Raw genomic sequence first — 25427 nt, 5'->3', positions numbered from 1 at the left:
CGCAGAACCAGGGCGGGTGGGGTGACGGTGTGCCGCCGCCACCCGCTGACCCGGTGTCAGGACTGCGATTTCCACCAGGCGACGGTGGTGGCCACGGCCTCGTCGAGGGGCGTGGGGCGCAGGCCGAGTTTCTGCTCGCTGTCGGTGGAGTCGAGGACGAACGGCCGCTCCAATTGGTGGCCGAGTTCGGCAAGCTCGCGCATCAGCGGGCTGACGACGCCCATCAGTTTCATCATCCATACCGGGATGGCCGAGATCTTCGGACGTGGCGCGCCCGCGGCGTCGGCCATGGCGTCGATGAGCTGACGCTGGGTGATCGCCGGTGCGGTGGGTGCGTGCAGGACGGTGTTGTGCACCGACCGGTCGGCTGCCGCACGGATCATGGCGGCGGCCAGGTCCGGGATGTAGGTGAACGAGTGCGGGAGGTCGATGTTGCCGAACGCGCTGACCCGCTTGCCCGCCAAAATCGGCGCGACCATCTGGTCACCCGCCAACGAGGAGTGGACGTACGGCCCGAGGAAGTCGGCGGAGACGACACTGACCGTCGCCGTGGGGTGTGCGGCACGGGCGCGCAGCAGTTCTTCGCGCACCGCGCCCTTGCCGGAACGCCCGGTGCGGGGCGAGGTTTCGGTGATCGGGCCCTCGGTCGGCTGGTAGGAGTACAGGCTCTCCGGGAAAACCACTACCGCGCCGGCTTTTCCGGCCTCGTCCATGACCGCTTGCTCGGCGCCGGGCAGTTCGGCGCGCCAGACTTTCGCGGAGTACTTCGAGCCGTGGATGCAGTGGTAGACCGCGACGGCACCGTCGAACTGGTGCGAAAGGTGCTCCGGCGCGGCGACATCCACGCGGCGGAGCTCGATCAGCGGATGCCGGGGACCGCGGCCGGAGCGGGTGAGTACCCGTACCTGGTGCCCCGCGGCGGCGAGCTGCTCGGCGATGGTGCTGCCGACCGGTCCGGCGCCGGTGACGATGTGCAGGTCAGACATTGATGAATCCCTTCCGTGGGGCCGTGGTGGCCCGTTTTGCTCTCTGGAGAGCAGTGCTCTCTGATGTGAACGAGCATGCGGTACCCACTCCGCTCTTGTCAAGAGCAGTGCTCACTGTTGTTGACAATGCTCTCTGAATATTGCACCGTGGAGGCATGTCGACGACCCCGCGGGCCCGTGCCAGGGCTCAGACCATGAACGACATCGTCCGCATCGGCCGCGAACACCTGGCCACCGACGGTGCCGCCGCCCTCTCGCTGCGCGCGGTCGCCCGCGATCTCGGCGTCGTCTCGTCCGCGGTCTACCGTTACGTCAGCAGTCGCGACGAGCTACTTACCTTGCTGGTGGTGGACGGCTACAACGCCCTCGGCGATACCGTCGACGCCGCCCTCGCCACCGCCCCCGACGACCCGATCGAGCAACTACGCGTTCTCGCTCGCACCGTCCGTGGTTGGGCGCACGCCGAATCCGCCCGCTACGGACTGCTTTTCGGCACCCCCGTGCCCGGCTACCAAGCCCCGGCCGAGCAAACGATGGCCCCTGGCACGCGAGTGATCACCACCCTGCAAAAACTCTTCGCCCGCGCCTACCAGGCGGACCTACTGCATCCGCCCGCCGCCGAGCCACGCGTAACCGCGCCTCTCGCAGCGAGTTTCGCCCAGATCCGCGACGAATTCCACCTCGACCTCCCCGATTGGCTGCTCGCTCGCGGCATCACCTTCTGGGCGAGCCTCTTCGGCATCGTCAGCGCAGACGTTTTCGACATGTACGGCACCGACACCTTTGCCGACCGCGACGAACTCTTCGAGCACCAACTCGACGGTCTGCTCGACATGCTCGGGTACCGGGCGCCCGGATAGCGGCCCGAAATGTGGCGGACGGCGTCGGCCTACGCTCGAATCAGTAAGCGCGCGAGAAAATTACGCGCTTACCGTAGGCGGAGGGGGAGGAGCAGCGGACGCAGGGGCCTGAGTCGGGAGCCGCGCTCAGCGGGATGCAGCGTGGCGTCGCCGCAGTGCGGGCTTTGATCTCGTCTTCGCAGGTGGGGTTTCCGCAGTGCAGCGCGCAAGCCCATCCCGTGGCGACGGCTGCCTCGAACGATGGCCAGTCATCGACCTGGTGCGTGTGTTCGTCGCGGAAGTCGGCGGCTCGGGTCAGCAGATAGGTCTGGAAGTCGTCGAGGATGGCGGGAACGGTGGCGGGCAGCGTGGCCAGGTCCGCGGTGTGCTTTCCTTCGTCGCCCAAACGGCGTACGAGCACTGCGGTCCCCGCGGCGAGGTCGCGCGGACCGAGTTCGATACGAAGCGGCACGCCGCGCATCTCCCACTCGTTGAACTTCCACCCGGGGGTTTGGTCGCGATCGTCGACGTGCACGCGAATCCCCTTGGCGCGCAAGCTCTGCGCGAGCTCCTCGGCGGCGGCCAGGACCGCGGCGGCGCTGTCACCGCGCATGATCGGCACGATCACGACCTGGTGTGGCGCCAGCCTCGGCGGCAAGACCAGACCGCGGTCATCGCCGTGGGTCAGCACGACGGCGCCGATCATGCGGGTGGTCATGCCCCACGAGGTGGTGTGGCACAGCGCTTCTCGCCCGTCGGCGGCGGCGTAGCGGATGCCGAAGGCTTGCGCGAAGTTGGTGCCCAGATAGTGAGAAGTGCCTGCCTGCAGGGCCTTACCGTCGCGCATCATCGACTCGATGGTGAGCGTCTCGACCGCACCGGCGAACCGCTCACCGGGCGTCTTCCGGCCCGGCACGACCGGCATGGCCGCGAACTCCCGCGCGACGGTCGTGTAGATGTCGAGGGCCAGCTCCATTTCCGCGCGCGCCTCCGGCTCGTCGGCGTGCGCGGTGTGGCCCTCCTGCCACAGGAATTCGGTGGTGCGCAGGAACATTCGGGGGCGCATCTCCCAGCGGACGACATTGGCCCACTGGTTGAGCAGCATCGGCAGGTCTCGGTGCGAGGAGATCCACTTCGCCATCATCTCGCCGATGATCGTCTCGGAGGTGGGCCGTACCACCAGCGGTTCTTCGAGTTCCTTACCGCCCGCGTGGGTGACAACGGCCAGCTCGGGGGCGAACCCCTCGACGTGGTCGGCTTCGCGTTCGAGGTAGCTCTGCGGGATCAGCAGCGGGAAGTATGCGTTCTCGTGCCCGGTCTCCTTGATCCGGCGGTCCAGCTCGGCCTGGAGCAGCTCCCAGATCCGGTACCCGTACGGTCGAATCACCATGGTGCCCTTGGCCGGCCCACGATCGACGAGGCCAGCCTTGATGACCAGCTCGTTGTACCAGGTGGCGAAATCCGCGCTCTGAGCGGTCACGCCGCGCTCATCCCGTGCCATGTCGACAAGGCTATCGCCGCACGCCAGTGAATTAATCAGCTTAATACCAGTGCTGACCTGCGGGCCGACGGTGGCTCGGTCAGCGAACGGCCAGCTCCATCGACCTTTCCGGCGTCAGCAGGCCGCGCTCCGCTGCGAGCCGCCAGTACCTCGACAGGAGAGCGGCCGTATCCATCGTGGCTTCCTGCGGGAAATAGGAGAGATGACTGGCCACGAATCCCGGGTAGATGCAGTTCGGTCGCTGCAGGTAGGACGGGATATCGACCGAGAGTATGCGCTCGTCGTCCCCGTCCCCGGATATCGCCGACATGTAGGACAGATCCCGGCCCAGCCACGCGACGAAATTGATGCTCAGCCGTTCGCGCCAGGGAATGGGCGCGGTCGTGTTCTGCTCGAAGACATCCGGGTTGTTCAGGAAGTGATTGTGCAGGCGGCTGGCGAGCTCGGGGCTTTCCCAGAGGCTGCCGCGCAACCCACCGGGCGGGAGTTCCAGCGTCATCAGGTCCGCCGGGATCGCTCCCGATTGTTGCTGGTAGTAGGCGCACACATTGTTGTTGACGACATTCGCGGTCACCAGGAAGTAGCGCTGCTGGTCGATCCGGAACCGGAGGAAGTCGGCGAGTTTGTCGAGCTGCAGATAGACGACGTCGTCGTCGCATTTCAGGAAGACGGCGTCCGCGTAGTACGGGGCGTGGGCGGAGTACAGATCATAAACCTGCCCCCACCCCGGCCCATCGGTGTTGTACAGATACTCCGTGACGCCCGGAAAACGCCACTCGCCGTCGGAGCCGTAACCGGTCTTCACCTGAACGTCGTACATTCCGGCCGGGACCGGCGTGCGGCTGCGGAGGATCTCCGCGCCGTCGACCGAGAGAACCACCCCGGTCGGGTCGATCGACAGCTCGATGTCCCGAAAGGTGTTGGGAGACAGAATTCCTGGGGTCGCGGCCGCTGCGATGGGTGGCCGCCGGATCGCGCGGTCGTCGTGGTCCAGGACCAGGAGATCCCGATTGTCGACGTGGCGCAGCACGGTCCGCTGATTGGACCAGCCACCGATCACGAACTCGTAGGCCGGGGCGGCACCGTCCCCGCGATGCGGTCCGAAGGCGATGTGGACGTCGTGCCCCGCCCGGACCCGGCAACGCCAGCGGGCATTGCCCGCAACGGTCACCCGGCCGGCGGGGAAGTACACCTGATTGTCCGGTGACCGCCCGATCATCGGGAACTGTTCGCGCAGCCAGCGATCGTCGGCCGCGTTGCGAGCGAAGTTCCAGACATGCCACTCGTCGATCAGCTTGCGCCGCATCGCCTCCGCCACGTAGCGGGTCAGCAATTCCATTCGATCGCGACGACCGGCGAAGGTGACGAGTACGACGCGGTGGTCCACGACCCCGTCGGGTGCATGCGTGCCGGTAAGTACACGGCGTCTTGTGGTGGTCATGTGAGTCGCGGGCCGTCCTCTTCCTGTCGGGCGCTGCGCCGGATGGGAAGTTCACCGGTCGTCAGCTGAGGGAGAGTATGCGATGTGCTGTCCGGCTCGGACATTCGACGATCGGGCTGTTCATTTCCCGTTAACCGCACCACCGGATCAGGCAAGGTCCTCGCTGCTCGACCGATCGCCCAGAAATCGCAGTAGCGCCGGATCGGTCGCGGTGAAGCGGTCGACTTCTTGACCACCCGTGCACTCGTACAGACCGATGGTTACCTGATCGGCGCTGCGCCGCAGCACCCGCCACACGGCGCCGGACGCCTCCCAGCGCCGCAATATCGCTGTGGCGTCGAAGGTTTCGTGCGATCCGGTCATCGCGGGACGGTGATCGGATCGAGGCAACTGGCCGCGGCGTCGACGAGCGAGCAGTTCTGTGGTGTCCGGGTGAGCCGGTAGTCAGGAGCGACACCGCCCGCTCGGGTGATGGCGGCGTAGGCGGGAACCGCGTCGGTGGGCTTGCGGGTCAACGTCGGATCGGTCAGCACATCGACGGTATAGAGGCCGAAACGTGGAGTGTAAGAACCCCATTCATAGTTGTCGGTGAGGCTCCAGTAGTTGTAGCCGATCAGGTTCATGCCGTCGGCCTTGGCGCGTTGCAGCCAGTAGACGGTGTCGCGCAGATTGTCGGCGCGGGTGTAACCGTCAGCGCGCGGTGCGCCGTTCTCCGTCGGCATGCCGTTCTCCACGATGTAGAGCGGCTTGCCGGGGAACTGGCGGGCGTAGTGCTGCAAGGCGTAGTAGATGCCTTCGGGCTGTAGGGGCTGGGTCCAGAGCTTTTCGAAGTCGGGCGGGCCGGCCAGCAGGCTCTCGGGGGAGAGGCCGTAGTAGTAATCGATGCCGATGTAGTCGAGGCGCGCGCCGATCTTGTCGATGAGCGGCTTGTTGATCACGTCCTCGCCCGTTGGGATGTAGGCGACATTGCTGGTGACCATCGCGCCCGGCTGCACGCCGTGGATGTAGTCGTAGATGCCGTTGTGCGCCTGCGCGATTCGGTCGTGCATGGCCGGCACGTCGGTGGGGGACAGGCCACCCTTGCGCAGTTCGTTGACGATGTAGACCATCGGCTCGTTGAAGGTGACCCAGAGCGGGTCTTCAGCGGCGTAGCGGTCGACGAGCAAGCGCGCGTTGGCGAGCCAGTCCGCCACGATCCCGGGGTTGCGCCAGCCGCCGCGATCGACCTCCCAGCCCGGATACACCCAGTGGTCGATCGTGAGCATCGGCCGCATGCCCGCCTCGGTGATGGCGGCGATCACATTGTCGTAGAAGCCGAGTCCGGCCTCGTCCCACTCGCCGGGCCGCGGTTGTACTCGCGCCCACTCCAAGCCGATTCGGTAGACCTGTACGCCGAGCTGGGCCGCGAGGGCGATGTCCGAGCGGTACCGATGGACGAAGTCGATCGAATCACCGTATGGGTCAGTGGTTTTCCCGGCCGCGACGTAGCGGGACCAATTGCTGTCGGGCGCATGGCCTTCCGCCTGGTACCCCGATGCCGCGACACCCCAGAGGAAGTCGGCGCCGAGCGGTGCGACCTGGTCCGGCGGGTCCGGGCGCGCGGCGGCGACCGCCGTGCTTGCGACGAGAAGCGTGGCCGTGGCGGCCGCGAGGGCGGCGAAGATGCGGCGGGGGCGCTGTGATCGCATCGAGCTCCTGTTCAACGAAGTGACCGGGGCCATGGACCTGGGGGACAGCGTAACTGGTCGGATGTCCGTTTCGAGCGGATCTGTCGAGGGTGCGTCGAGCTGAAGTGCCGCGGAATAGGGGAGGGGGTGCGGGGCCCATCTCTCCGTCGAGGTAGGGAAGGGGTGGTCGGTGTAGCGACTTCGGCTCGGGCAGTGGGTATTTCGTCATCGGCACCGGGCGGCTGATTCCAAGAAAGCACAGAAGTCCCGAAATTGTATATGGTTACTTAGATATGCGCATCTATATATGTAACCTTCAGTTCGGAACCAACCACAAATCACCATTGCAAAACCATCCGACACAGCCCGCTCACCAGCAAGGAAAGGGGGCGGGCTATGCCTGACGGACTCTTACGACTCTGCCGAGGAAAGGGCGGCAAGGAGCTGAGCACCGGCGGCACGGGCGGCGGCCCGCATGACGAATCGTTCGAACCCCCAGCGCTTCTGATGTGCACGCAACTCGGCGACCAACTCGTCCACGGTGCCGATCAGCACGAACGGCGAGCTGAGCAACTCCGCCACACTGGTGGTCGGCACATCCTCGGCGAACCGCGCGCAGGCCGCCTCGGCATCGTCGGTGATCTCCACGTGCTGCACGAGCGCCTCGAACGCGGGTGTCCGGCCCGCCGCCGCGGCAGTGTCCCGCACGAGATCGACCTGCGCGTCGATCTGATCGAGGCCCCACCGGGTCTCGTGGTTGCGGCCGTCGGCCAGGGTCCGCCCGAGCCCGGAGAAGCCCACGATGTCGGCGGTTTCGGCGGCATACCGGAGCACGCGGGTCCCATTGCCACCCACGAGAACCGGCACCTGCTCCTGCACCGGCCGTGGTCGAGCCAGGACCGCGTCCCGGAGCTGGACGTGCTCGCCCGCGAAGGTCACCGTCTCACCGGCGAGCAACCGCCGCGTGGTGTCGGTGACCTCGACCATCCTGGCCACGCGCGCCGCCGCGGACGGATGCTCGCGGCCCTGCATGGTCCATTCGGCGGGGGTGTGTCCCGCGCCGATCCCGAACAGCGCCCGCCCGCCCGACACGAGATCGAGGGTGGCGACCTCGCCGGCGAGCAGAAACGGTTCCCACATCCCAGCATTCACCACGTTGGTCCCGAGCCGGATCGTCTCGGTGGCCGTCGCGGCAGCGGCGAGAGCAACGAACGGGGCGGCGAACGAGCCGGGATGGTCGGGCACCATCAGCGCGTCGAAGCCCTCCTGCTCGCATCCGCTGGCGAAGTCCGGCCAGGACGCTACGTCGATGATATTGGCCGTCATGGAGAACTTGATCGGAGCGTTCATGCTCGACCTCCTTTCGAGCTGCCCACGCTAATCCCGCCGATCGCCGGCGGTAAGTGGTTCCGCTGAGGGCGAATTCGAGTTCAGCGACGCGACTGATCCGCGGTGACGACGGGCAGCCGCGCGGTGACCGGGTCGGTGACGGGGGTGGTTTCGACGAGGTCGGTCATGTCGCGGGTGGCGGGGTGTTCGTCGTCGAGGACCGGTTCGCCGAGCCCGACCCGTTGCTGGACGCGTTTCATCCAGGCGGGTGCCCACCAGCAGTCGTCGCCGAGCAGTTTCATCACCGCGGGCACCAGGAGCATGCGCAGAATGGTGGCGTCGATGATGAGTGCGGCGATCATGCCGTAGGCGATGTACTGCATCATCACCAGTTTGGAGAACGCGAACGCGCCGGTGACGACGAGCAGGATCAGCGCGGCGGCGGTGATGATGCGGCCGGTGTGCGCGGTGCCGGTGCGAATGGCCTCGGTGGTGGTCGCGCCTTTGGAGCGGGCTTCGACCATGCGGGAGAGCAGGAATACCTCGTAGTCGGTGGACAGGCCGTAGATGATGGCGATGATCAGCACGAGGATGGCCGCTTGGATCGGCTGCGGGGTGAAGTTGAGTAATTGCGCGCCGTGCCCGTCGACGAATATCCACGTGAGAATGCCGAGGGTGGTGCCGAGGCCGAGCGCGCTCATCAGTGCGGCCTTGATCGGCAGGATCAGCGAGCCGAAGGTGAGGAACATCAGCATTGTCGTGAGGAAAAGGACCACGGCGATCATGAACGGGATGCGGCCCAAAAGTCCGTCGATGGAGTCTTTTTGGATGGCGGGCTGGCCGCCGACGAGGAGGGTGACGTTGTCGGGTATGTCGAGTGCGCGCAGGTAATCGATGGTGGTGTTGGCGTTCTCGACGGACAGCGTCGCCTCTGTTCGATAGACGCCCGGACGGATGGTCGAGGGGGAGGGGGTACCGAAGGGCCCGGAGGCGGCCGGGGGCGTGACGAGGCCCGGCGCCCGATTCGCTTGCTTCACGACATCGCTGATGCCGCGGGTGTTCTTCTCCTCGGAGATGAACACGAGTTGCACGGGATCGGCTTTACGGAGTGGGAAGGTGTCGTCGAACGCTTCTTGGGCGAGCCGGGTCGGATTGTCCGGGGGTAGATAGGTTTCGCTGAAGCCGCCGAAGGCGATGTTCTTCACCGGGATGATCAGCAGCAGCAGGCCGAGGAAGATCGGGACGGCAATGCGTTTGGGGTGCTGCATCACCCATCGGGTGGATCGGCCCCAGAAACTGTTCTCCACCTCTTCGGCGGTCTTGGTTCTGCCGAAACGTTTGATACCGAACATGTCCACGCGTGGCCCGAGGATGCTCAGCATCGCGGGCAGCACGGTGAGGGCCGTCAATGCGGCGAGCGACACCGTGGCGATGGAGCCGTATGCCATCGATTTCAGGAAGCCCTGCGGGAACAGGAGCATGCCGCCGAGGCTGGCGATGATCATGGTCGCCGAGAACACGACGGTGCGGCCCGCGGTCATGACCGCGCGGCGTACCGCGGTTCGGGTGTCGTAGCCCTCGGCGAGTTCTTCGCGGAATCGGCTCACGATGAACAGGCCGTAGTCGATGGCCAGGCCGACGCCGATCAGCGAGACGACGCCGGAGACGAAGGAGTTGACGTCGGTGAACTCGGTGATGAACCGGACGATGCCGTTGGCGCCGAGCACGGTGAGCCCGCCGACGACCAGCGGCAGTGCGGCGGCGACCAATCCGCCGAAGATGAAGAACAGCAGTACCGCGACCGCAGGGAAGGCGACGACTTCCAGGAGGTGGATGTCCTCGTCGAGTGAGTCGGTGAGGGTGCCCGCGACCGGTTGCAGGCCGGCGACCTGCACGTCGACGCCCGGAATGTAGAAGACGTCCTTCACTTTCCGGAAGTTGTTCACCATCTCGGTGTCGGTGTCGCCTTTGATGGCGATGGAGGCGAAGGCGCGGTTGAGTTCGGGTCGGCCGAAGGCGCTGCGCTGCTGTTGGCCGGTCTCGGTGCGCCAATACGAGCCGTTGATCGCGAGGATTTCGTTGGGGTGTTCGGGGCGCAGGCTGTTGAGATTGTCGACGATCTTGCCGCTGAACGCGGGGTCGTCGAGCGAGACGCCAGGCGGTGCGGTGTAGAGCACGAGGACGTCGGCGCGGTGGTCGCGGGCGAACGCGTCGTCGGATACTCGCGCGGCCTCGGCCGATTCGGAGGTCGGGTCGTCCAGGCCGCTGGAGCTGAGGTGTCCGGACAGGTCCGATCCGTACACACCGAGTGCGAGCAGTGGCGCGCCGATGAGGCCGATGACGACGAATCGGAACCGGTAGACGAAGTTTCCCCAGTGCGCGAACATCAGGCGGCTCTTCGTAAGTGCGGACAGGTCGGTGGTGCGGAGAGCGGCCTGAGGGCACCGATCATCAAGAGATTGCATCCTTCCGGTGGTCGCGCCCGAGGTGCGCGCTCTCCAAAGTACCGGCGGTGCGCGGCGATCTTCCTGAGAGTTTTGCTAGGAAATATCGGCTGGGCCAAGGATTTTGCCGAGTGTATGCATCCGGGGCGCTGACGCGTTGTCCGAGAACGGCTTTGCGGCGTCCCGGTGTGATCTGTCCCTCGGTCCGGCCCGCCGATGCTGTGGTGGGACGGCGACGTGTCACCATTCGAGGATGGTGTCGAACCCGCTGCCTCCGATTGCCCGACGGCTGGCTCAACAGCGCTGGGTCATGCGTACCGCACCGGTCGTCGTTCCGGTGGAGCGCGCGGTTCGGCGCTGGACCGACGGGCGGATGGGCGTGCTCGATGTGGTGGGTCTGCCTTCGATCGAGGTGACGGTGCCGGGGCGCAAGACGGGGATACCGCGGACCACGTCGCTGTTGTATGTGCCGCGCGGGGAGAATTTCCTCGTGCTGGGATCGAATTGGGGTAGTCCCAAGCATCCGGTGTGGTCGGCGAATCTGCGGGCCGCCGATACCGCGACCGTGCGGCACAAGGGCGAGCAGTTCACTGTCGGCGTCACCGAGCTCACCGGTGTCGACCGTAAACCGGCCTGGGATCTGGCGGTGGAGTTCTGGCCGGGTTACGAGATGGAGTACGAGCTCTCCGGTGGTCGCCAGTTTCGGATGTTCGAACTGCGCCGCATGTGACTCGACTCGCGCGGGTGGTCGCTCGAAAAGTGTTCGCAGCGCCGGGAAGTCGCTTGTTTCGGGTGCGATAGACGTGGCGGCCACTTTGTCGGAGGGGCGGGTTACGGTGTCTTGGTGACCACGCATCTGACCCACTGGGGAGCTTTCGAGGCCGACAGCGACGGTGAACGCTTGACGGCCGTCCGACCGTGGCGCGAGGACCCGGAGCCGATGCGGCTGATCGAGAATGTGGCCTCCGCGCAGCACCATCCGACCCGGATCGATCAACCGTATGTGCGGCAGGGCTGGCTGGAGCGCGGTCCAGGCGCGGCGGGGCGTGGCGACGAGCCGTTCGTGCCGGTGTCGTGGGAGCGGGTCCTCGATCTGCTCGCCGGTGAGTTGGGGCGGGTGTATCGCGAGCACGGTGCGGAGTCGGTGTTCGGCGGGTCCTACGGGTGGGCGAGTGCGGGACGGTTCCATCACGCGCAGAGCCAGGTGCACCGGTTCCTGAACTGCCTCGGCGGGTATGTGCGGCACGTCAACAGTTACAGCCTCGGGGTGTCGCAGGTCTTGCTGCCGCATGTGCTCGGCGACCTCGGTTTCGTACTGGAGAAGGCGACGTCGAAGGCGGTGCTCGCCGAACATGCGGAGCTGGTGGTGGCGTTCGGCGGGTTGTCGCCGAAGAACTCGGCGGTGTCGCCGGGTGGTGTGTCGCGGCACAACACTCGGGGGTGGATCGGGGCCGCGCGGGCGCGGGGCTGCCGGTTCGTGTCGATCTCGCCGCTGCGTGACGACATCCCGGCGGAGGCCGAGGCGGAGTGGCTGGCGCCGCGGCCGGGCACCGATACGGCGTTGATGCTCGCGCTGGCGCAGGTATTGGACGCGGAAGGTTTGGCGGACACGGAATTCCTGGACAAGTACACCGTCGGCTACGAGCGCTTCATCGGCTACGTGCGGGGCGAGGCCGACGGGATCGTCAAGACGCCGGAGTGGTCCGAGTCGCTCACCGGTTTGAGCGCTGACCGTATCCGGGCGCTGGCGCGTGAAATGGCGGGTGCGCGGACCTTTGTGACGGTGAGCTGGTCGTTGCAGCGTGCACAGTACGGTGAGCAGCCCCTGTGGATGGGGGTGGTGCTCGCGGCGATGCTCGGCCAGATCGGGCTGCCCGGTGGCGGGTTCGGGCACGGATATGGCTCGGCGGCCAGCCTGGGCGAGCCTGCCCAGGAGTTCGCGCCGCCGCGGCTGTCGCAGGGGCCGAACGGGGTCGATACGTTCATTCCGGTCGCGCGAATCGCCGACATGCTGCTCAATCCTGGCGAGTCCTACGACTACGACGGTCAGCGGCTGGTGTACCCCGATATCCGGCTGGTGTATTGGGCGGGCGGGAATCCCTTCCATCACCATCAGAATCTGGCCAGGCTGCGCGAGGCGTTCGCCCGGCCCGAGACCGTGGTGGTGCACGACCCGTTCTGGTCGGCGACCGCGCGGCACGCGGACATCGTGCTCCCGGCGACCATGACCATCGAGCGCGACGACTACGGTGCGGGGGATCGGGTGTTCTTCGCGATGAAGGCGCTCACCACACCGCACGGCACCGCGCGCGACGACTACGCCATCTTCGGTGAGCTGGCCGAACGCCTCGGTGTCGGCAAGGAATTCACCGAGGGCCGCACCGTCGCCGAGTGGCTGCGGCACCTGTACGAGCAGTGGCGGTTGCGCCACGCCGGGCACGACCTCCCGGATTTCGACACATTCTGGGCCAGCGAGCATCTCGAATTACCGGTGCCCGACCCGAATCAGGTGCTGGGCGCGGACTTCCGGGCAGACCCGGAGCAGTTCCCGCTGAGCACGCCGAGCGGCAAGATCGAGATCTGCTCGGAGACCATCGAGGGCTTCGGGTACGCGGACTGCCCCGGTCATCCGGTGTGGCTCGCGCCCGAGGAATGGCTGGGTGGTGCGGCGGCCGCCGAGTTCCCGTTGCAGTTGGTGGCCAACCAGCCGCACGCCAAGTTGCACAGTCAGCTCGATGTCGGCGCGTACAGCCAGTCGAGCAAAGTCACCGGTCGTGAACCGGTTCGGTTGCATCCCGAGGACGCCGCCGCGCGGGACCTGCACGACGGTGATGTGGTCCGCATCGTCAGCAAGCGCGGCAGTTGCCTGGCCGGGCTGATCGTCGACGACGCGGTCCGGCCGGGGGTAGCGCAGTTGTCCACCGGCGCCTGGTACGACCCGGACCCGGCCGATCCCGCGTTCTGCCGCCACGGCAATCCGAACGTACTGATCGCGGACCGACCCTCCTCGAAGCTGAGCCAGGGCTGCACCGGTCAGTTGTCGCTGGTCGAGATCGAGCGGTATACCGGTGCGGTGCCGGAGCTGACTGTCGATCGTCCGCCGCTCACGATTCGGTAAGTGGCGCAACGCGTTCGGTGCGGTTCGGCTGGGGCTGACCAGACTCGGACCGGAGCTCACAAGTGCGGCACTGGGTAGCGCCTACCTCGGTCGGCTGTACGCGCTCGCGCTCCTCAGATGCGCGGCGAGGATGCGCGGCGAGGTGGCGGCGCGACGCTGCCGACGTGTGGTGTCTAGCGGCGGTCGGTCAGTCGGGGAGCGGCACTAGTCGCTGGGCGTCATCGAACAACGCGCGTTCAGCAACCCGCGCGGCGGTGAGCGCCGCCAGTGCGGTGGCCGCGAGCAGCATGTACATGACGACGATCTGGTAGCGGATCGCGGTGAGCGGGTCGACCCCGGCCAGGATCAGTCCGGTCATCGCGCCGGGCAGGCTGATCAAGCCGACCACCTTGGTGGCATCGATCGCAGGTACCAGGGCGGTGCGCAAGGCGGACTGCCGATGCGGCAGAAACGCTTGGCGTGCGGGCAATCCCAGGCACAGCCGGGCTTCGATGGCGGGCCTGGCTTGCCTGGCGTCCTCCCGGATCCGGCGCAACGCGATGCCGGTGGCCTGCATCGCGCCGGAGACGACCATTCCGCCGACCGGCACCACCACGCGCGGTTCGGTGGAGATCACCCCGAGCAGCACGAGCGCGCCGAGGGTGATCGTGGCACCGATCGCAACGCCGACCGTCGCGGATCGCCGCGCCTCCGGTAACCCCGCACCTCGACGCCCCGCGACCTGCCCCGCGATGATCACCATCAGGATCACCCACGCGAACGCGCCGGGTAATGCGGTGTGCCGGAACACGATCAGCAGGATCGCACCCACCGCGACCAGCTGGACGCCTGCCCGGATCGCGGCGACCACCAGCTCGCGGGTCAGGTTCAGCCGCTGACGGTAGGCGATGAAGGCGGCCAGCGCGACCAGCAGCAGCGAAGCCGAGACGCCGGTCCAGTCGGGTACCGAAAGCCCTTCCGCCATCACGGTTTCCGATCGACCTGGTCGGCTTGCCCGTCTGGGGTGAGGTGTTTGTCGTCGAGGATCAGGATGTCGTCGGCGGTGGTGCGGACGAAACCGTGGTCGTGGCTGACGAGGACCACGGTGCCGCCCGCGTCGACGTGCGCGCGGATCAGCTCGGTCACGGCGGTGGCGGCGGCCGCGTCCAACGCCGAGGTGGGTTCGTCCAGCAGCAACACGTCCGGTTCGACGGCCAGCGCGCGAGCCAGGCACACGCGTTGCGCCTCACCACCGGACAACTCCGCGCACCGGCGTCCGGCGAACGAATCCGGCAGCCCGACTCGCGCCAACAGTCCGGTGACCTGCGTGGTCGAAAGGTCGGCACGCCCCACCCGCAGCTCGTCGGCCACCACATCGGCCAACAGCACCGGGCGCTGCGGTACCAGCCCGACCCGGCGGCGCAGCGCGGGCACCTCGAGTTCGGTGATCGGGACGTCGTCGAGCAGGATTCGTCCGCTGCTCGGTTCGGCCAGGCGGTTGAGCAACCGCAACAGCGTGGTCTTGCCGGTGCCGCTGGGCCCGACCACCGCGGTGCACCGACCCCCTGGCATGGTGACGTCGAGGTCGACGAGCAGCGGCAGCGAATCGACGACCAGCCCGACCCGGTCCAGGACGAAGGTATGCACGCGGCAATCCTGCTATGCACGGCGCGCGCCGACGCACATCGGCCGGTACAGCGCGGCGATTTTATTGTGCTGCATCGGCGCTCGGGGCGCCGATAGGCTCGCTGCCATGCTGCTGCGCCATGTGACCATCGACTGCGCTGATCCGTACAAGCTGGCCTCGTTCTGGAGCGACGTCACCGGCTGGCACGTATCCGACGCAGACGCAGCGGACGATGACGAGGTTTTGCTGGTCGCGCCCGAGCCGGTGCCGGGTTTGCTGTTCATCCGGGTTCCGGAGGGCAAATCGGTGAAGAACCGGATTCACTTCGACTGGGTGCCCACCGAACGGACCCGTGACGAGGAAGTCGAGCGGGTCATCGGGCTGGGCGCGACACTGTTCGAGGATCACCGCAGCGCCGACGGTCTGGGCTGGGTCACCCTGCGCGATCCCGAAGGCAACGAATTCTGTGTCGAGCGAAGCACATCCGAACGCGGTCTCGGCTGAGGGCGCGACACTCCACCGGAATGGGCTGTGCGGCCGCGCGATCGGCGTCGACCTCTACGATGCCCCGGTGACCTACGACGACCTCGAGCATCTCGACACTTCCCGGCTGCCGGAGCGCCAGCAGCGGATCCTCGCCACCATTCGGGACTGGGTGGTGCGGCACGGCTACGCGCCGAACTCCCGCCAGCTCGGGGAAGCGGTGGGGTTGCGTTCGTCGTCGTCGGTGTCCAAGCATCTGAACAGCCTGGAGGAGCAGGGCTTTCTGCGGCGCAGCGAGACGATGTCGCGCCCGATCGATGTGCGGATGTTCCTGCAAGGGTCGGCGCCGCGGGAGACCAACGAGGACTCGGTGGCCGTGCCGGTGGTCGGCGACATCGCCGCGGGCACGCCCATCCTCGCCGAGGAACACACCGACGACATGGTGACCATGTCGCGCCAGCTGGTCGGCCGCGGCACGGTGTTCGGGCTTCGGGTGCGCGGCGACTCGATGATCGACGCGGCGATCTGCGACGGTGACATCGTGGTGGTGCGCCAGCAGAACGAAGCGCACTCGGGCGAGATCGTGGCCGCCATGATCGACGGCGAGGCCACGGTGAAGGTGTACCGACGGCGCAACGGGCACGTGTATCTGGAGCCGCGCAACCCCGCCTCCCAGATCATCGACGGTGATCAGGCCGCTGTGCTCGGCAAGGTGGTCTCGGTCATGCGCCGCGTCTGACCGGGCGGTCGTACGCTGAACTGATGTCGGACATGTCGGAGCCGGGTGTCGAGCGGCTGGTCGAGGTACTCGCCGGGCGCCGGGTGGTGGTGCTCACCGGTGCCGGCGTGTCCACCGACAGCGGCATCCCCGACTATCGCGGGCCTGCCTCGCCGCCGCGCAACCCGATGACCTATCAGCAGTTCGTCGGCGATCCGGTATTCCGGCAGCGGTATTGGGCGCGCAATCACATCGGCTGGCGGCGCATGGACGCGTCGCGGCCGAATCCGGGGCATCGGGCGCTGGCGCGGTTGGAGCGGATGGGTGTGGTCACCGGACTGATCACCCAGAACGTCGATCTGCTGCACACCAAAGCCGGACACCGGCGGGTCATCGACCTGCACGGCACTTATGCGCGGGTCCGGTGCCTGCGGTGCGAGGCGTTGATCTCGCGGATGGCGCTGGCGGAGCGGCTCGAAACCGCGAATCCGGGTTTCGCCGAGGGAGCGACGACGAACGGGGTAGAGGTCGCCCCTGATGCAGACGCGGTCGTCGCGGACACCGACAGTTTCCGGATGGTCGACTGCGCGAGCTGCGGGGGAATGCTCAAGCCCGACATCGTGTACTTCGGGGAGAACGTGCCCAAGCAGCGCGTCGCGGCCGCGTTCGAACTCGTCGATGAAGCGGACGCGCTGCTGGTCGCGGGGTCATCGCTGACCGTGATGTCGGGATTGCGGTTCGTGCGGCACGCGGCGAAAACCGGTCGGCCCGTGGTGATCGTCAACCACGGGACCACCCGCGGGGACGACCTGGCCACGTGCATCCTCGACGCCGGTTGCTCGAGTGCACTGGTCGCGCTCGCCGACGCGCTCGGGGAGGTACGCGTGCTGTCCTCGGCGGGCTGAGCACAGCGAGGCTCAGTGCGGGTGCAGATGCGTGATCGGCAGTCCGTGTTCGGCATGCAGACGCGCGGCCACGAGCGATCGATGGCAGGCCTGCGCGTCGCGTTCGACACAGAAAAGCGCGGTCATCGCGTTGCTCGGTAGTTCGGTCACGAGCGTGCCGAGGTCGAAGGGGTCGAGGATCTCCCGGGTGTAGCGCTCGGCGTACTCGGCGGCCAGCGCGACGCGGTTGCGCTTGCCGACACCCCGGCGGTCGTCCTCGCGGTACTGGAGGTGGCGCAGTTCGGTCGTCGGTGCCAGTTCCCGCACGTGCCGGTAGCCGATGTCCGCGGCGGCGAGCGCTTGCTGAAGCCGCGACGAGTTCGCCCAGGAGTACTCAGCGCCTCGAACGCCGCGACGCTGGCGCAGGTCGAGTAGCAATCCCACTTCCGCGTCGGTGAGCTGCTCGATAAAGGTTTCCGCCGTGAAGCCGTAGACCCCGATCGTCGCCAAACGTTTCATCAGTACCTGCCCGAACTCGGGGGCGCGAAGCCGCGCCGGGATAGCGAAACGCTCGTCGCGTGGATTGCGAACCGAGCGTGGGCATGCGGCGGCCGCCATCGGCGCCGACAGCCCAGCCCTATCTGACACTTGACGCGGCACGGCCAGATCGCAGCACCGGAGCACCAGTTGGTCAGCTCGACGCCGCTGCTCCATGCCCGCACAGCGGTGGGCTCGCCCGAGCCCACCGCCCGCGTCCGCTACGGCATGAGTACCGGCTGGTCGAGCGCCCACAACCACGACCCATCCGGCTGTCGACGGGCGATCTCGACCGCCACCTCGCCGGTGGTCAGCGTGGAGGCGGTCAGCGCGAGGTCATCGCTCATCAGCACCGGATGCTGCCGACCCGGCGTGAGCACGGGCGCGGCCGCGACGAACTGCTCATACACCTTGCGGATCTCCGCATGTCCGGTCGCGAGGTTGCCGGGCGGGAACGCCAGCACGGCGTTCGGCTCGTACAACGCCACCAGTCCGTCGACGTCGCCCGCGTTGGCGCGCTCGATGAAGTACTTGCCCAGGTCGTTGGGGTCGGTGGCCACATTCTTGTTTGTCATACGCATAAGCCTCCCAACGAATCACGACATCCTATGTCGTGTATTCCTGGCATAATTTCACGCATGCGCGCCGACCGGTTGGTCTCGATGGTGCTGCTGCTGCGCCGGCATGGCCGGCTCTCCGCCACCGCGCTGGCTCGTGAGCTGGAGGTGTCGACCCGCACGGTGCTGCGCGACATCGAGGCGCTGTCCGCAGCCGGTGTTCCGGTCTACGCCGAACGCGGCAGGCACGGCGGATTCGCGCTGCTGCCCGGTTTCCAGACCGAGCTCACCGGGCTCAATCACGACGAGGCGCTCGCCCTGCTGGTCGCCGGATCACGGCGCGGCGCACAGGCCTTCGGCCTCGGCGCGGCAATGGCGTCGGCGATGCGTAAGGTCGTCGACGCGCTTCCCGACAGCTATCGGGCCACCGCGAGCGACGCGGCCCAGCGCTTGCTCATCGAACCGGAGACCGACCTGCTCTCCCGCCGCCTGGTCACCGAGGAAGTACCCCACTCCGTGGTGACCGAGGTCCGGCGCGCGGTGTTCGCCGGACACAAACTGCGCATCCACTATGCGGCCGTGGACCAGGACCCGACCTGGCGCACGGTCGATCCGATCGGCCTGGTCACCGTGCGCGGCCAGGGCTACCTGCTGGCCACCAAGTCCGGCGCGGACCGCACCTACCGACTATCGCGGATCCTGGCCGCCGAAGAACTCCCCGAACCCGCCCAGCGACCAGACCGCGTCGATCTCTCCAAGGCCTGGCAGGACCGCAGCACGCAGTTCCGAACCGGCGGCGACCAAGTCACCGTGTTACTACGCCTCGATCCGGTCCGTCGAGAGGAACTGGTCGACACCGCACTGACCGTCCGCGCCGAAGAAACCGAAGCAAACGGCTGGCTACGACTCGAGGCAACCTTCCAAGATCGCCGCCACGCCGAATGGGCACTCTGGCAGCTCGCCACCAACGCCGAAGCCCTGTCCCCATCGTGGTTGCGCACCGCCCTGCATGACCGCGCCACCACGATCGCCACCCGCTACAAAGCGCCATCCTGAGCGTTGTGGCGACAATCGGCCCGATGTCGGCGAACCTCGTCGCCCGTGCCACCGGGCCTGGCATCTTCGCGGGTCAGCACTTCCCGACCGACGCCGATCCGATCAGCATTCTCGGAGTCGACGACTAGGCCGGATCGGTATCGAAGGCGCTGGCAGCGAGCGCAATCCGGCATTGCATGCAGAAAGTCCGACGATCATGCCGTGTAGGGCATCGCTACGGCGGGGTTTTCGGGAGGGTCACCAAGTGAACGGCTACGTCGCTACCAATTTGCGGCTCGTGCACATCGGCATCGCATGCCGGAATGGAGGTGATTTGGTCGGCGCGGAACTCTTCCCCTTTCACCATACATCGCGCGGGTGGGCTTGCGGCAAGGCCACGGTGGTGCCGCATACTCGCAGGCCCGCGCGAAATTCGGACGCTGCTCCGGCCGACCGGTAGGCGCGCGGATGTATCGAGATGGAGGATGAAATTACCGAGGACAAGATCCTGAACGTCGGTCCGTCGGGGATCGACATCACCTACGAACGGCTCGGCGACCCCGAATCTCCGCCGGTGCTGCTGATCATGGGCGGCGGCGCACAGCTGATCCATTGGCCGGACGGGTTCTGCGCCGAATTGAAAGATCGTGGCCTGCAGGTGATCCGTTTCGACAGTCGCGATGCCGGGCGTTCGTCGCACATGTCCGACGCGCCGGTGGTCGACATGTCCGCAGCGCTGGCGGGGGACATGGCCACGGCCGCATACGACCTGTCGGACATGGCGGCCGACACCGTCGGTCTACTCGACGCACTCGGTTTCGACAGCGCGCACCTGGTCGGGCTGTCCATGGGCGGGATGATCGCGCAGACCGTCGCCATCGAGTATCCCGACCGGGTCCGCTCGCTGACCTCCATCAGTTCGCGCACCGGCGCCCCAGGCGTGGGCGACGCTGATTTCGGCGCGATCGGTCCGCTCGGGCCCGAGCCGCACGACCGGCAGAGCTACCTCGACTGGCAGGTCCGGTTCTCGCGGGCGACAGCCTCTCCCGGATTCGCGTTCGACGAGGCCGCCGTGGCCGCGACGGCGGGACGCGCCTACGACCGCGGACGAGACCACGAGGCGATGATGCGGCAGTTCGTCGCCGTGCTGGCCTCCGGAGACCGCACCGCACAACTGAATTCACTGCGGGTGCCCACCTTGGTGCTGCACGGTGCCGATGACCTGATGTGCGATGTCAGCGGCGGGCATGCCACCGCCGCGGCGATCCCCGGGGCTGAATTGGTGATCGTCGAGGGCATGGGACACCACCTGCCCAGGGAGCTGTGGCCGACTTTCGCCGGCCACATCGCCGAACTCGTCCATCGCGCCGAAATGACGGCCTGAGACGCCGGTCCGAGCGGCAACCAGCTGTCGCTAGCTCGACGTGTGCGAGGTCGCCCGCTCGGTCCCCGCGACCGTCGCGCGCAGGATCTCGGTCCACCAGTCGAGCATCCGCTCACGAGCCGACGCGTCCAGGCCGACGCTGCGACGGAATTCGTTACCGAACAGCGGGTCCGTCGCCATAGCTTGGTGTAGCGCGGCGATCGTCAACTGGATCGCTTCGCGCGGCGGCGGAATTCGGCCGGTCGCCGTGCAGCGCTGCTCGGCTTGACTGTGCAGCCGGTCGACCACCTCGTCGAGCAATCCGGTACCGGCGTCGCGCCACCCGGAGCGGTGCAGCGCGAGCGCGAGTTCGGCGTAACCGTCGGCGTACAGCGCGGCCAGCGCGCGCACCAGCTCGGCGGGGTCGATGGGTCCGTCGGTCCAGGTGGCGAGCACCGTGTGCAGTTCGGCCTTCAGCTTGGCGCCGCCGAAGCGCAGCAGGGCCTCCAATAGTCCGTTGCGCGTACCGAAGTGGTGGTTCACCGCGGCGTCGGAGACCCCGATCTCGGCGGCGACGGCGCGCACCTGCACGGCGGACGGGCCGCCCGCGGCGAGTAGCTTGCCCGCGGCCTCGAGGATCAATCGTTTGGCGTCATCGGGTTTGCGTCGCACTCGGGTGGCCATCCGCAAATATTACCTTGAGTATCCAAGGTAGTATCCGTTACCTTGGATACTCAAGGTAAGGAAGGTGGCGCCGTGCGAGGACACACCACGATCCCGTCGATGATCGAGCGGGCGGCCACCTTGGGTGTTCCGATCCACGATCCGGCACCACCCCGCGATTTCCGCTTCTCCCGCGCGGGCTGCCGCTTGCACGGATTCGACTGGGGCGGAACGGGATTGCCGACCATCCTGCTGCACGGCGGCGCGTTGACCGCGCACACCTGGGATTTCGTCTGCCTCGGCCTGCGCGGCGCCGCCCGGCTGGTCGCGCTGGATCTGCGCGGTCACGGCGACAGCGAATGGTCCGACGACTACCGGATCGAGACGATGGCGGCCGACGTCGTCGCCACGGCCGACCATCTCGGTCTCGATCGCGTCCGACTGGTCGGCATGTCGCTCGGCGGTGTGGTCGCGGCCCACATCGCCGATACCCGGCCGGAGCTGGTGGAGCGGGTCGCGCTCGTGGATGTCGCGCCCGGCGCCGACTTCGAAAGTACCCGGCGGGTAAGGGAATTCATCTTCGGCCTCGGCCCGGTCCGGGAACTGGACACGGTGGTGGACTCCGCGATGCGGGTCAGTCCGCGCGCCGACCGCGCGGGCGTCACCTACCGCATGAGCACACTGTTCCGCCGCACCGCCGACGGCGGCTGGGTGCCCAAAGGTGACCTGAGCCCACCCGACTTCCCGGCCATCCTCGCCGCCCTCGAACGGTTGGCCGCTCAATTGGCCCACGTGCCGGTGCTGCTGGTGCGCGGCGGTCGCAGCAGAGTGCTGCCACAGTCCGCCGCCGAACGTCTGGTCGAGCGCATCCCGGACGGGCAGCTCGTCGTCGTCCCGGACGCGGGACACAATGTGCAGGAAGACAATCCGGCCGCGCTGATCGCGGCATTGCAGTCCTTCCTGACTCGCTGACCACGAAATCTCCCGCGGCTGTGGAGATAGTGTGGTGAACCTGTAGCGATGTGGTGTCCGCCTGCTCGGAGGACGCGCCGCGGCCGGTCCGAGCGGCATGATGGCGCCATGGATGTACTCGATCGGGTGGGGCCGGGCCTGTTGGATGTGGTTCGGCGAGATTTCGTCTGGCTGGTGTGGAACACCATATTGGCCTGGGTGCCAGTGGTGTTGGCGCTGTTGGTGTTTCGGTCGCGGCGCAGTGATCGCAAGGTCTCGCGTTCGCCGCTGTGGTGGGCGGGCGCGGTGCTGTTCGTGCTGTTCCTGCCCAACGCGCCCTATGTGGTCACCGATCTGGTGCACCTGCGCGACGACATCCGTTTCCTCGATGACGGCCCGGTGGTCACCACGGTCCTGCCCGTCTACGTCACCTTCATCGCCTCCGGCTTCCTCGCCTACTACCTCGCCCTGGCCGAACTCGGCCGCTACCTCGACCACATCGGCCACACCCGTTGGCGCGCCCCGATCACCGTCGGCCTGCACCTGCTCTGCGCGGTAGGCGTCTTCCTCGGCCGCTGGACCCGCCTCAACAGCTGGGAACCCGTCGTGCAACCCCGCGGTACGTTCGAACGCATGGTCCTCGCCCTCACCTGGTCCTGGGCCCCCATCCTCATCGTGGCAACCTTCGTGGTCACCGCCGTCGGGCATTTTGTGACGAAGGCTGTGGTCGAGGCGGCAGTGGTCGAGGTGCGCCGCTTCCGAATCCGCAGGGGCGTCGCCACCACCCGACCCGGACCAGCCACGTGCACACCGTGACTGCTGGGCCCACCGGTACCGGAATGTCGGACAACGCGATAGCCCGGCGGCACCGCTCGGGGTACGGCACCGCCGGGCCACGCTCCCGCCCGACGCTATTACGCCGGTGGAAGCAGATCGGGGGTGTAGATCTTGACTCGCAACCGCCACACGCCCTCGTTGTCACCGATGTTCTCGTCGTTCATGGTCAACGCCAGCGTCACCGGAAGCGCCCCTTCCCATTGGACGCAACCGCCGCTGCCGACCCAGTGGTAGCCCGGCTGCCCCTCCCACGCGCCGATCAAGCCGTACTTGGGCAGATTCGGCGCGGGCCAACCCTCCGGCGCCGGGTGCGCCGCGCCGGCGCCGTCCGGCCCGTAGCTCGAATCCCACGGCCAGGAGCCGACTTTAATGCTCGGCGGGATTTCTCCGCTGTCACCCGGTCGTGATCCGTAGCCGGGTACCGGAGCCAGCGACCAGGTGCTGCTTTGGGCATCTACCCGGTAGAACTCGCCGGGAAACAGCGTGACGCGAACCGGTTCGAAGCCGTCGCCCGCACCGAAATCCTCGGTGATCTGGCGCTCGGAGTACTGATTGTGCTGACACCGCTCCAGCGCGTAGGCCGGATCGTAGCCGCGGCGTTCGTAATAGGCCGGGCATTGATCGCCGATGCTCTGGCCGATCACCGGGCAGTCCGGCTTCGCGGTGGCATAGGTGCGCAGGGTGACGACGAATCCTTCGGAGTTGTCGCCACGTTCGCTGTCGTTCACCGTGAGATGAAATCCCTTCGTCACGCCCGTCGTATTGACGTAGCAGGTGGGGCCCGTCCCCATCAGCCGAAGATCTCCTTGTACGCCACCGACCACGCTGTAGCGGGAAACGCCGGGTGCGGGGAAGTCCGCGCCGGCCGCGGTGCCGTCGCCATTGGGTCCATAGCCCGAATCCCACGGCCACCGTGTGGTTTTGACCTGCGAGCTCGGCAACGCGGCGACCCGAACCGCCTGCCCCGGGCTCAGCGTCGTGATCCCGTCCCACCACCCCTCACCGCCGTTGACGACACGGGTGAGGTCGGGAGTCCAGTAGTCGGGATCAGGATCTTGCTGGCAACGCTCGAGATTCGTCGTATCCGGGGGCGCCGCCGGTTCGGCGCCCGCCGGAGTCGACGACACCGAGACCGTCGCGGCCAGCATGATCAGTGCCGCAACCATGCGTGCCCGTCCGGCTGGTCTGAACCGTATTGTCTTACGTGCTAACGACATCGCCGATGTCTTGTTCCTCATGGACAGCGTCTCCTCCACCATCGTGTCCTGCTTCGACGGTAAAGATCCGGCCGCGGCCACCGGTATACGCAGAACTTCGTATACCGGACTTCATACCGACCCGCTCCGCCCGCGTCCTTCGGGACAATTCGGTGATGACGGCTTTGCATGGGGGAGATGCCGCGCGCATCCGCGATCTGGCGATGCAGATCCTCACCGAGAAAGAACCGGTCCAGGTCTGGCCGTTGCTGATGGAACGCCTGACCGGCGACCTACCCTGCGACCTGGCAGTGCTGATCGATCTGGACTGGGCGGCAGGCACCGGCCACGCCCTCACCGGAGCGCCCGACTGGCTGCACGAGGCGCCGTTGGACGCGCTCATCCACTCACATATGCGCGCACACCCGCTGCTGCGGCATTATGCGCGGGCCCGCACCCGAACGTCGCTCGCGATGGACGAGGTAGCCGACGACCGCTGGTGGCAGAGCGAGGCGTACCACGCGGGCAAGGCGGCCATCGGCATCGACCGGCAACTGGCACTGCCGCTGCGATCGCCGCCCGGCCGGATTCGCGGCGTCATCGTGAGCCGCAGCAGGCACGGTTTCGCCGACCGCGACCTCGAATACGCCGAGCTGGCCCGAACATTGCTCGACACCGTCGAGGCACACGAAGCCGCGGCTTTCGCCCGGCCCGGCGTGGCCGACCCCGCGGAATACCGGATCACGCCCCGCGAACTCGCGGTCCTCGGGCTGCTCTGCGAAGGATTGACCGCCCACGCCATCGGCACGCGCCTGGGCATCAGTCCGGCGACGGCGACGAAACACACGGAAAACCTCTATCGCAAGCTGTGCGTCAACGATCGCGTCACGGCGGTCCGAAAAGCGCTGCACCTCGGCCTGATCGGGTCACCGCCGGACGACGTGCCCGGCTGAAGCCGGAGTCGACGGGGTGGTGTGCGGTGCACCCGACAAGCGCCGCCCGGCTGATCGACACCGAGGCGCTGGGCCGGGCTCGGTGGCGTGCTCCGATGTCCGCTAATCCGAGTCGATGTCGAGTGCCCTGGCTGGGCAGGCGTCCACCGCGTCGCGCACCGCCGCGTGATCGCGCTGCGGGCTCGGATCGAGCAACCGCACCCGTCCATCGTCCTCGTCTTGATCGAACACCTCCGGTGCGATCAGCGCGCACATGCCCGATCCGATACAGCGCTCCCGATCCGCCACAAGCCGTGTCATCGTTATCTCCTTCGTGGTC

At 67.2% G+C, this 25427-nt stretch carries 25 protein-coding genes; 11 read left to right on the top strand and 14 right to left on the bottom strand.

All coding sequences use genetic code 11. The features are described 5' to 3' along the window. Positions 1-56 precede the first annotated feature (56 nt). Complete coding sequence (locus tag ACIHA7_RS11235; RefSeq protein WP_397288126.1) at positions 57-986, bottom strand: NAD-dependent epimerase/dehydratase family protein; 930 nt, start codon at positions 984-986, stop codon at positions 57-59. 155 nt (positions 987-1141) lie between these two features. Between ACIHA7_RS11235 and ACIHA7_RS11230 the strand changes: the two genes are divergently transcribed. Then, a complete protein-coding gene (locus ACIHA7_RS11230; protein WP_397288124.1) occupies positions 1142-1846 on the top strand; it encodes a TetR/AcrR family transcriptional regulator in 705 nt (234 codons plus the stop codon). A gap of 40 nt (positions 1847-1886) precedes the next feature. Here the strand turns inward: ACIHA7_RS11230 and proS are convergent, their stop codons facing one another. The 6 genes from proS to ACIHA7_RS11200 all read right to left on the bottom strand — a co-directional run bounded on the left by proS (position 1887) and on the right by ACIHA7_RS11200 (position 10150). Continuing rightward, positions 1887-3326 (bottom strand): proline--tRNA ligase, encoded by a 1440-nt coding sequence (gene proS / locus ACIHA7_RS11225; protein ID WP_397288122.1) that lies wholly within the window; start codon positions 3324-3326, stop codon positions 1887-1889. A 79-nt stretch (positions 3327-3405) separates the two neighbouring features. After that, entirely contained in the window at positions 3406-4767 is a 1362-nt protein-coding gene (locus tag ACIHA7_RS11220) for a hypothetical protein (protein WP_397288119.1), read from the bottom strand. Positions 4768-4914: 147 nt separating this feature from the next. Beyond that, positions 4915-5130, bottom strand: coding sequence for a hypothetical protein (locus ACIHA7_RS11215; RefSeq protein WP_397288117.1), 216 nt, complete (start codon positions 5128-5130; stop codon positions 4915-4917). Then, the gene (locus ACIHA7_RS11210) at positions 5127-6455 is read right to left on the bottom strand and encodes a family 1 glycosylhydrolase (RefSeq protein ID WP_397288114.1); all 1329 of its coding nucleotides are present in this window, start codon (positions 6453-6455) and stop codon (positions 5127-5129) included. The genes ACIHA7_RS11215 and ACIHA7_RS11210 overlap by 4 nt, the downstream gene beginning before the upstream one ends. Positions 6456-6845: 390 nt before the next feature. Further along, a complete protein-coding gene (locus ACIHA7_RS11205; protein ID WP_397288112.1) occupies positions 6846-7784 on the bottom strand; it encodes a TIGR03621 family F420-dependent LLM class oxidoreductase in 939 nt (312 codons plus the stop codon). 80 nt (positions 7785-7864) lie between these two features. Next, positions 7865-10150 (bottom strand): MMPL family transporter, encoded by a 2286-nt coding sequence (locus ACIHA7_RS11200; protein ID WP_397288110.1) that lies wholly within the window; start codon positions 10148-10150, stop codon positions 7865-7867. 367 nt (positions 10151-10517) lie between these two features. Here ACIHA7_RS11200 and ACIHA7_RS11195 point away from each other — a divergent pair, with 367 nt between their 5' ends. Together ACIHA7_RS11195 and ACIHA7_RS11190 are read left to right on the top strand one after the other, a co-directional pair. Beyond that, entirely contained in the window at positions 10518-10937 is a 420-nt protein-coding gene (locus ACIHA7_RS11195) for a nitroreductase family deazaflavin-dependent oxidoreductase (protein WP_397288108.1), read from the top strand. A gap of 114 nt (positions 10938-11051) precedes the next feature. Continuing rightward, on the top strand, positions 11052-13325 hold the full coding sequence (locus tag ACIHA7_RS11190; protein ID WP_397288106.1) for a molybdopterin guanine dinucleotide-containing S/N-oxide reductase: 2274 nt from the start codon (positions 11052-11054) through the stop codon (positions 13323-13325). Between the two features lie 187 nt (positions 13326-13512). On the opposite strand, the gene ACIHA7_RS11185 is transcribed toward ACIHA7_RS11190, so the two are convergent. Both ACIHA7_RS11185 and ACIHA7_RS11180 read right to left on the bottom strand, forming a co-directional pair. Beyond that, complete coding sequence (locus ACIHA7_RS11185) at positions 13513-14289, bottom strand: ABC transporter permease (RefSeq protein ID WP_397288104.1); 777 nt, start codon at positions 14287-14289, stop codon at positions 13513-13515. Beyond that, positions 14289-14951: an ATP-binding cassette domain-containing protein gene (locus ACIHA7_RS11180; protein WP_397288102.1), complete on the bottom strand. Its 663-nt coding sequence runs from the start codon at positions 14949-14951 to the stop codon at positions 14289-14291. The genes ACIHA7_RS11185 and ACIHA7_RS11180 overlap by 1 nt, the downstream gene beginning before the upstream one ends. A 106-nt stretch (positions 14952-15057) precedes the next feature. Between ACIHA7_RS11180 and ACIHA7_RS11175 the strand changes: the two genes are divergently transcribed. From ACIHA7_RS11175 to ACIHA7_RS11165, 3 genes are all read left to right on the top strand, one after another. Continuing rightward, positions 15058-15435, top strand: coding sequence for a VOC family protein (locus tag ACIHA7_RS11175; protein WP_397288100.1), 378 nt, complete (start codon positions 15058-15060; stop codon positions 15433-15435). Positions 15436-15502: 67 nt separating this feature from the next. After that, positions 15503-16153, top strand: a complete 651-nt coding sequence (lexA, locus tag ACIHA7_RS11170; protein WP_397288098.1) for a transcriptional repressor LexA — start codon at positions 15503-15505, stop codon at positions 16151-16153. A gap of 23 nt (positions 16154-16176) precedes the next feature. Then, positions 16177-17037, top strand: a complete 861-nt coding sequence (locus ACIHA7_RS11165; RefSeq protein ID WP_397288096.1) for an NAD-dependent protein deacetylase — start codon at positions 16177-16179, stop codon at positions 17035-17037. A 12-nt stretch (positions 17038-17049) separates the two neighbouring features. Here the strand turns inward: ACIHA7_RS11165 and ACIHA7_RS11160 are convergent, their stop codons facing one another. Beyond that, positions 17050-17535, bottom strand: coding sequence for a DUF488 domain-containing protein (locus ACIHA7_RS11160; RefSeq protein ID WP_397288094.1), 486 nt, complete (start codon positions 17533-17535; stop codon positions 17050-17052). A gap of 239 nt (positions 17536-17774) precedes the next feature. Next, on the bottom strand, positions 17775-18128 hold the full coding sequence (locus ACIHA7_RS11155) for a nuclear transport factor 2 family protein (RefSeq protein ID WP_206055141.1): 354 nt from the start codon (positions 18126-18128) through the stop codon (positions 17775-17777). Positions 18129-18191: 63 nt separating this feature from the next. Here ACIHA7_RS11155 and ACIHA7_RS11150 point away from each other — a divergent pair, with 63 nt between their 5' ends. After that, a complete protein-coding gene (locus tag ACIHA7_RS11150) occupies positions 18192-19166 on the top strand; it encodes a helix-turn-helix transcriptional regulator (protein WP_397288092.1) in 975 nt (324 codons plus the stop codon). A gap of 457 nt (positions 19167-19623) precedes the next feature. Beyond that, entirely contained in the window at positions 19624-20529 is a 906-nt protein-coding gene (locus tag ACIHA7_RS11145) for an alpha/beta fold hydrolase (protein ID WP_397288090.1), read from the top strand. Positions 20530-20559: 30 nt separating this feature from the next. Here ACIHA7_RS11145 and ACIHA7_RS11140 read toward each other — a convergent pair whose 3' ends face one another. Continuing rightward, a complete protein-coding gene (locus ACIHA7_RS11140) occupies positions 20560-21192 on the bottom strand; it encodes a TetR/AcrR family transcriptional regulator (RefSeq protein ID WP_397288088.1) in 633 nt (210 codons plus the stop codon). Between the two features lie 72 nt (positions 21193-21264). Here ACIHA7_RS11140 and ACIHA7_RS11135 point away from each other — a divergent pair, with 72 nt between their 5' ends. Then, entirely contained in the window at positions 21265-22143 is an 879-nt protein-coding gene (locus ACIHA7_RS11135; protein WP_397288086.1) for an alpha/beta fold hydrolase, read from the top strand. Positions 22144-22251: 108 nt separating this feature from the next. Then, on the top strand, positions 22252-22938 hold the full coding sequence (locus ACIHA7_RS11130; RefSeq protein ID WP_397288084.1) for a DUF1361 domain-containing protein: 687 nt from the start codon (positions 22252-22254) through the stop codon (positions 22936-22938). Positions 22939-23036: 98 nt separating this feature from the next. Here the strand turns inward: ACIHA7_RS11130 and ACIHA7_RS11125 are convergent, their stop codons facing one another. Continuing rightward, complete coding sequence (locus tag ACIHA7_RS11125) at positions 23037-24125, bottom strand: hypothetical protein (RefSeq protein WP_397288082.1); 1089 nt, start codon at positions 24123-24125, stop codon at positions 23037-23039. A gap of 206 nt (positions 24126-24331) precedes the next feature. Here ACIHA7_RS11125 and ACIHA7_RS11120 point away from each other — a divergent pair, with 206 nt between their 5' ends. After that, the gene (locus tag ACIHA7_RS11120) at positions 24332-25108 is read left to right on the top strand and encodes a LuxR C-terminal-related transcriptional regulator (protein WP_397288080.1); all 777 of its coding nucleotides are present in this window, start codon (positions 24332-24334) and stop codon (positions 25106-25108) included. A gap of 102 nt (positions 25109-25210) precedes the next feature. Here the strand turns inward: ACIHA7_RS11120 and ACIHA7_RS11115 are convergent, their stop codons facing one another. Then, positions 25211-25408 carry a ferredoxin gene (locus ACIHA7_RS11115; protein WP_397288078.1) on the bottom strand — a complete coding sequence of 66 codons (198 nt, stop codon included), beginning with the start codon at positions 25406-25408 and terminating at the stop codon, positions 25211-25213. Positions 25409-25427 lie beyond the last annotated feature (19 nt).

Origin of the sequence: Nocardia sp. NPDC052316, from assembly GCF_044547795.1 — a bacterium.
Lineage (GTDB): Bacteria > Actinomycetota > Actinomycetes > Mycobacteriales > Mycobacteriaceae > Nocardia.
Note: the sequence above shows the minus strand (reverse complement) of the source record. Positions and strands in the feature narration are given on the sequence as shown.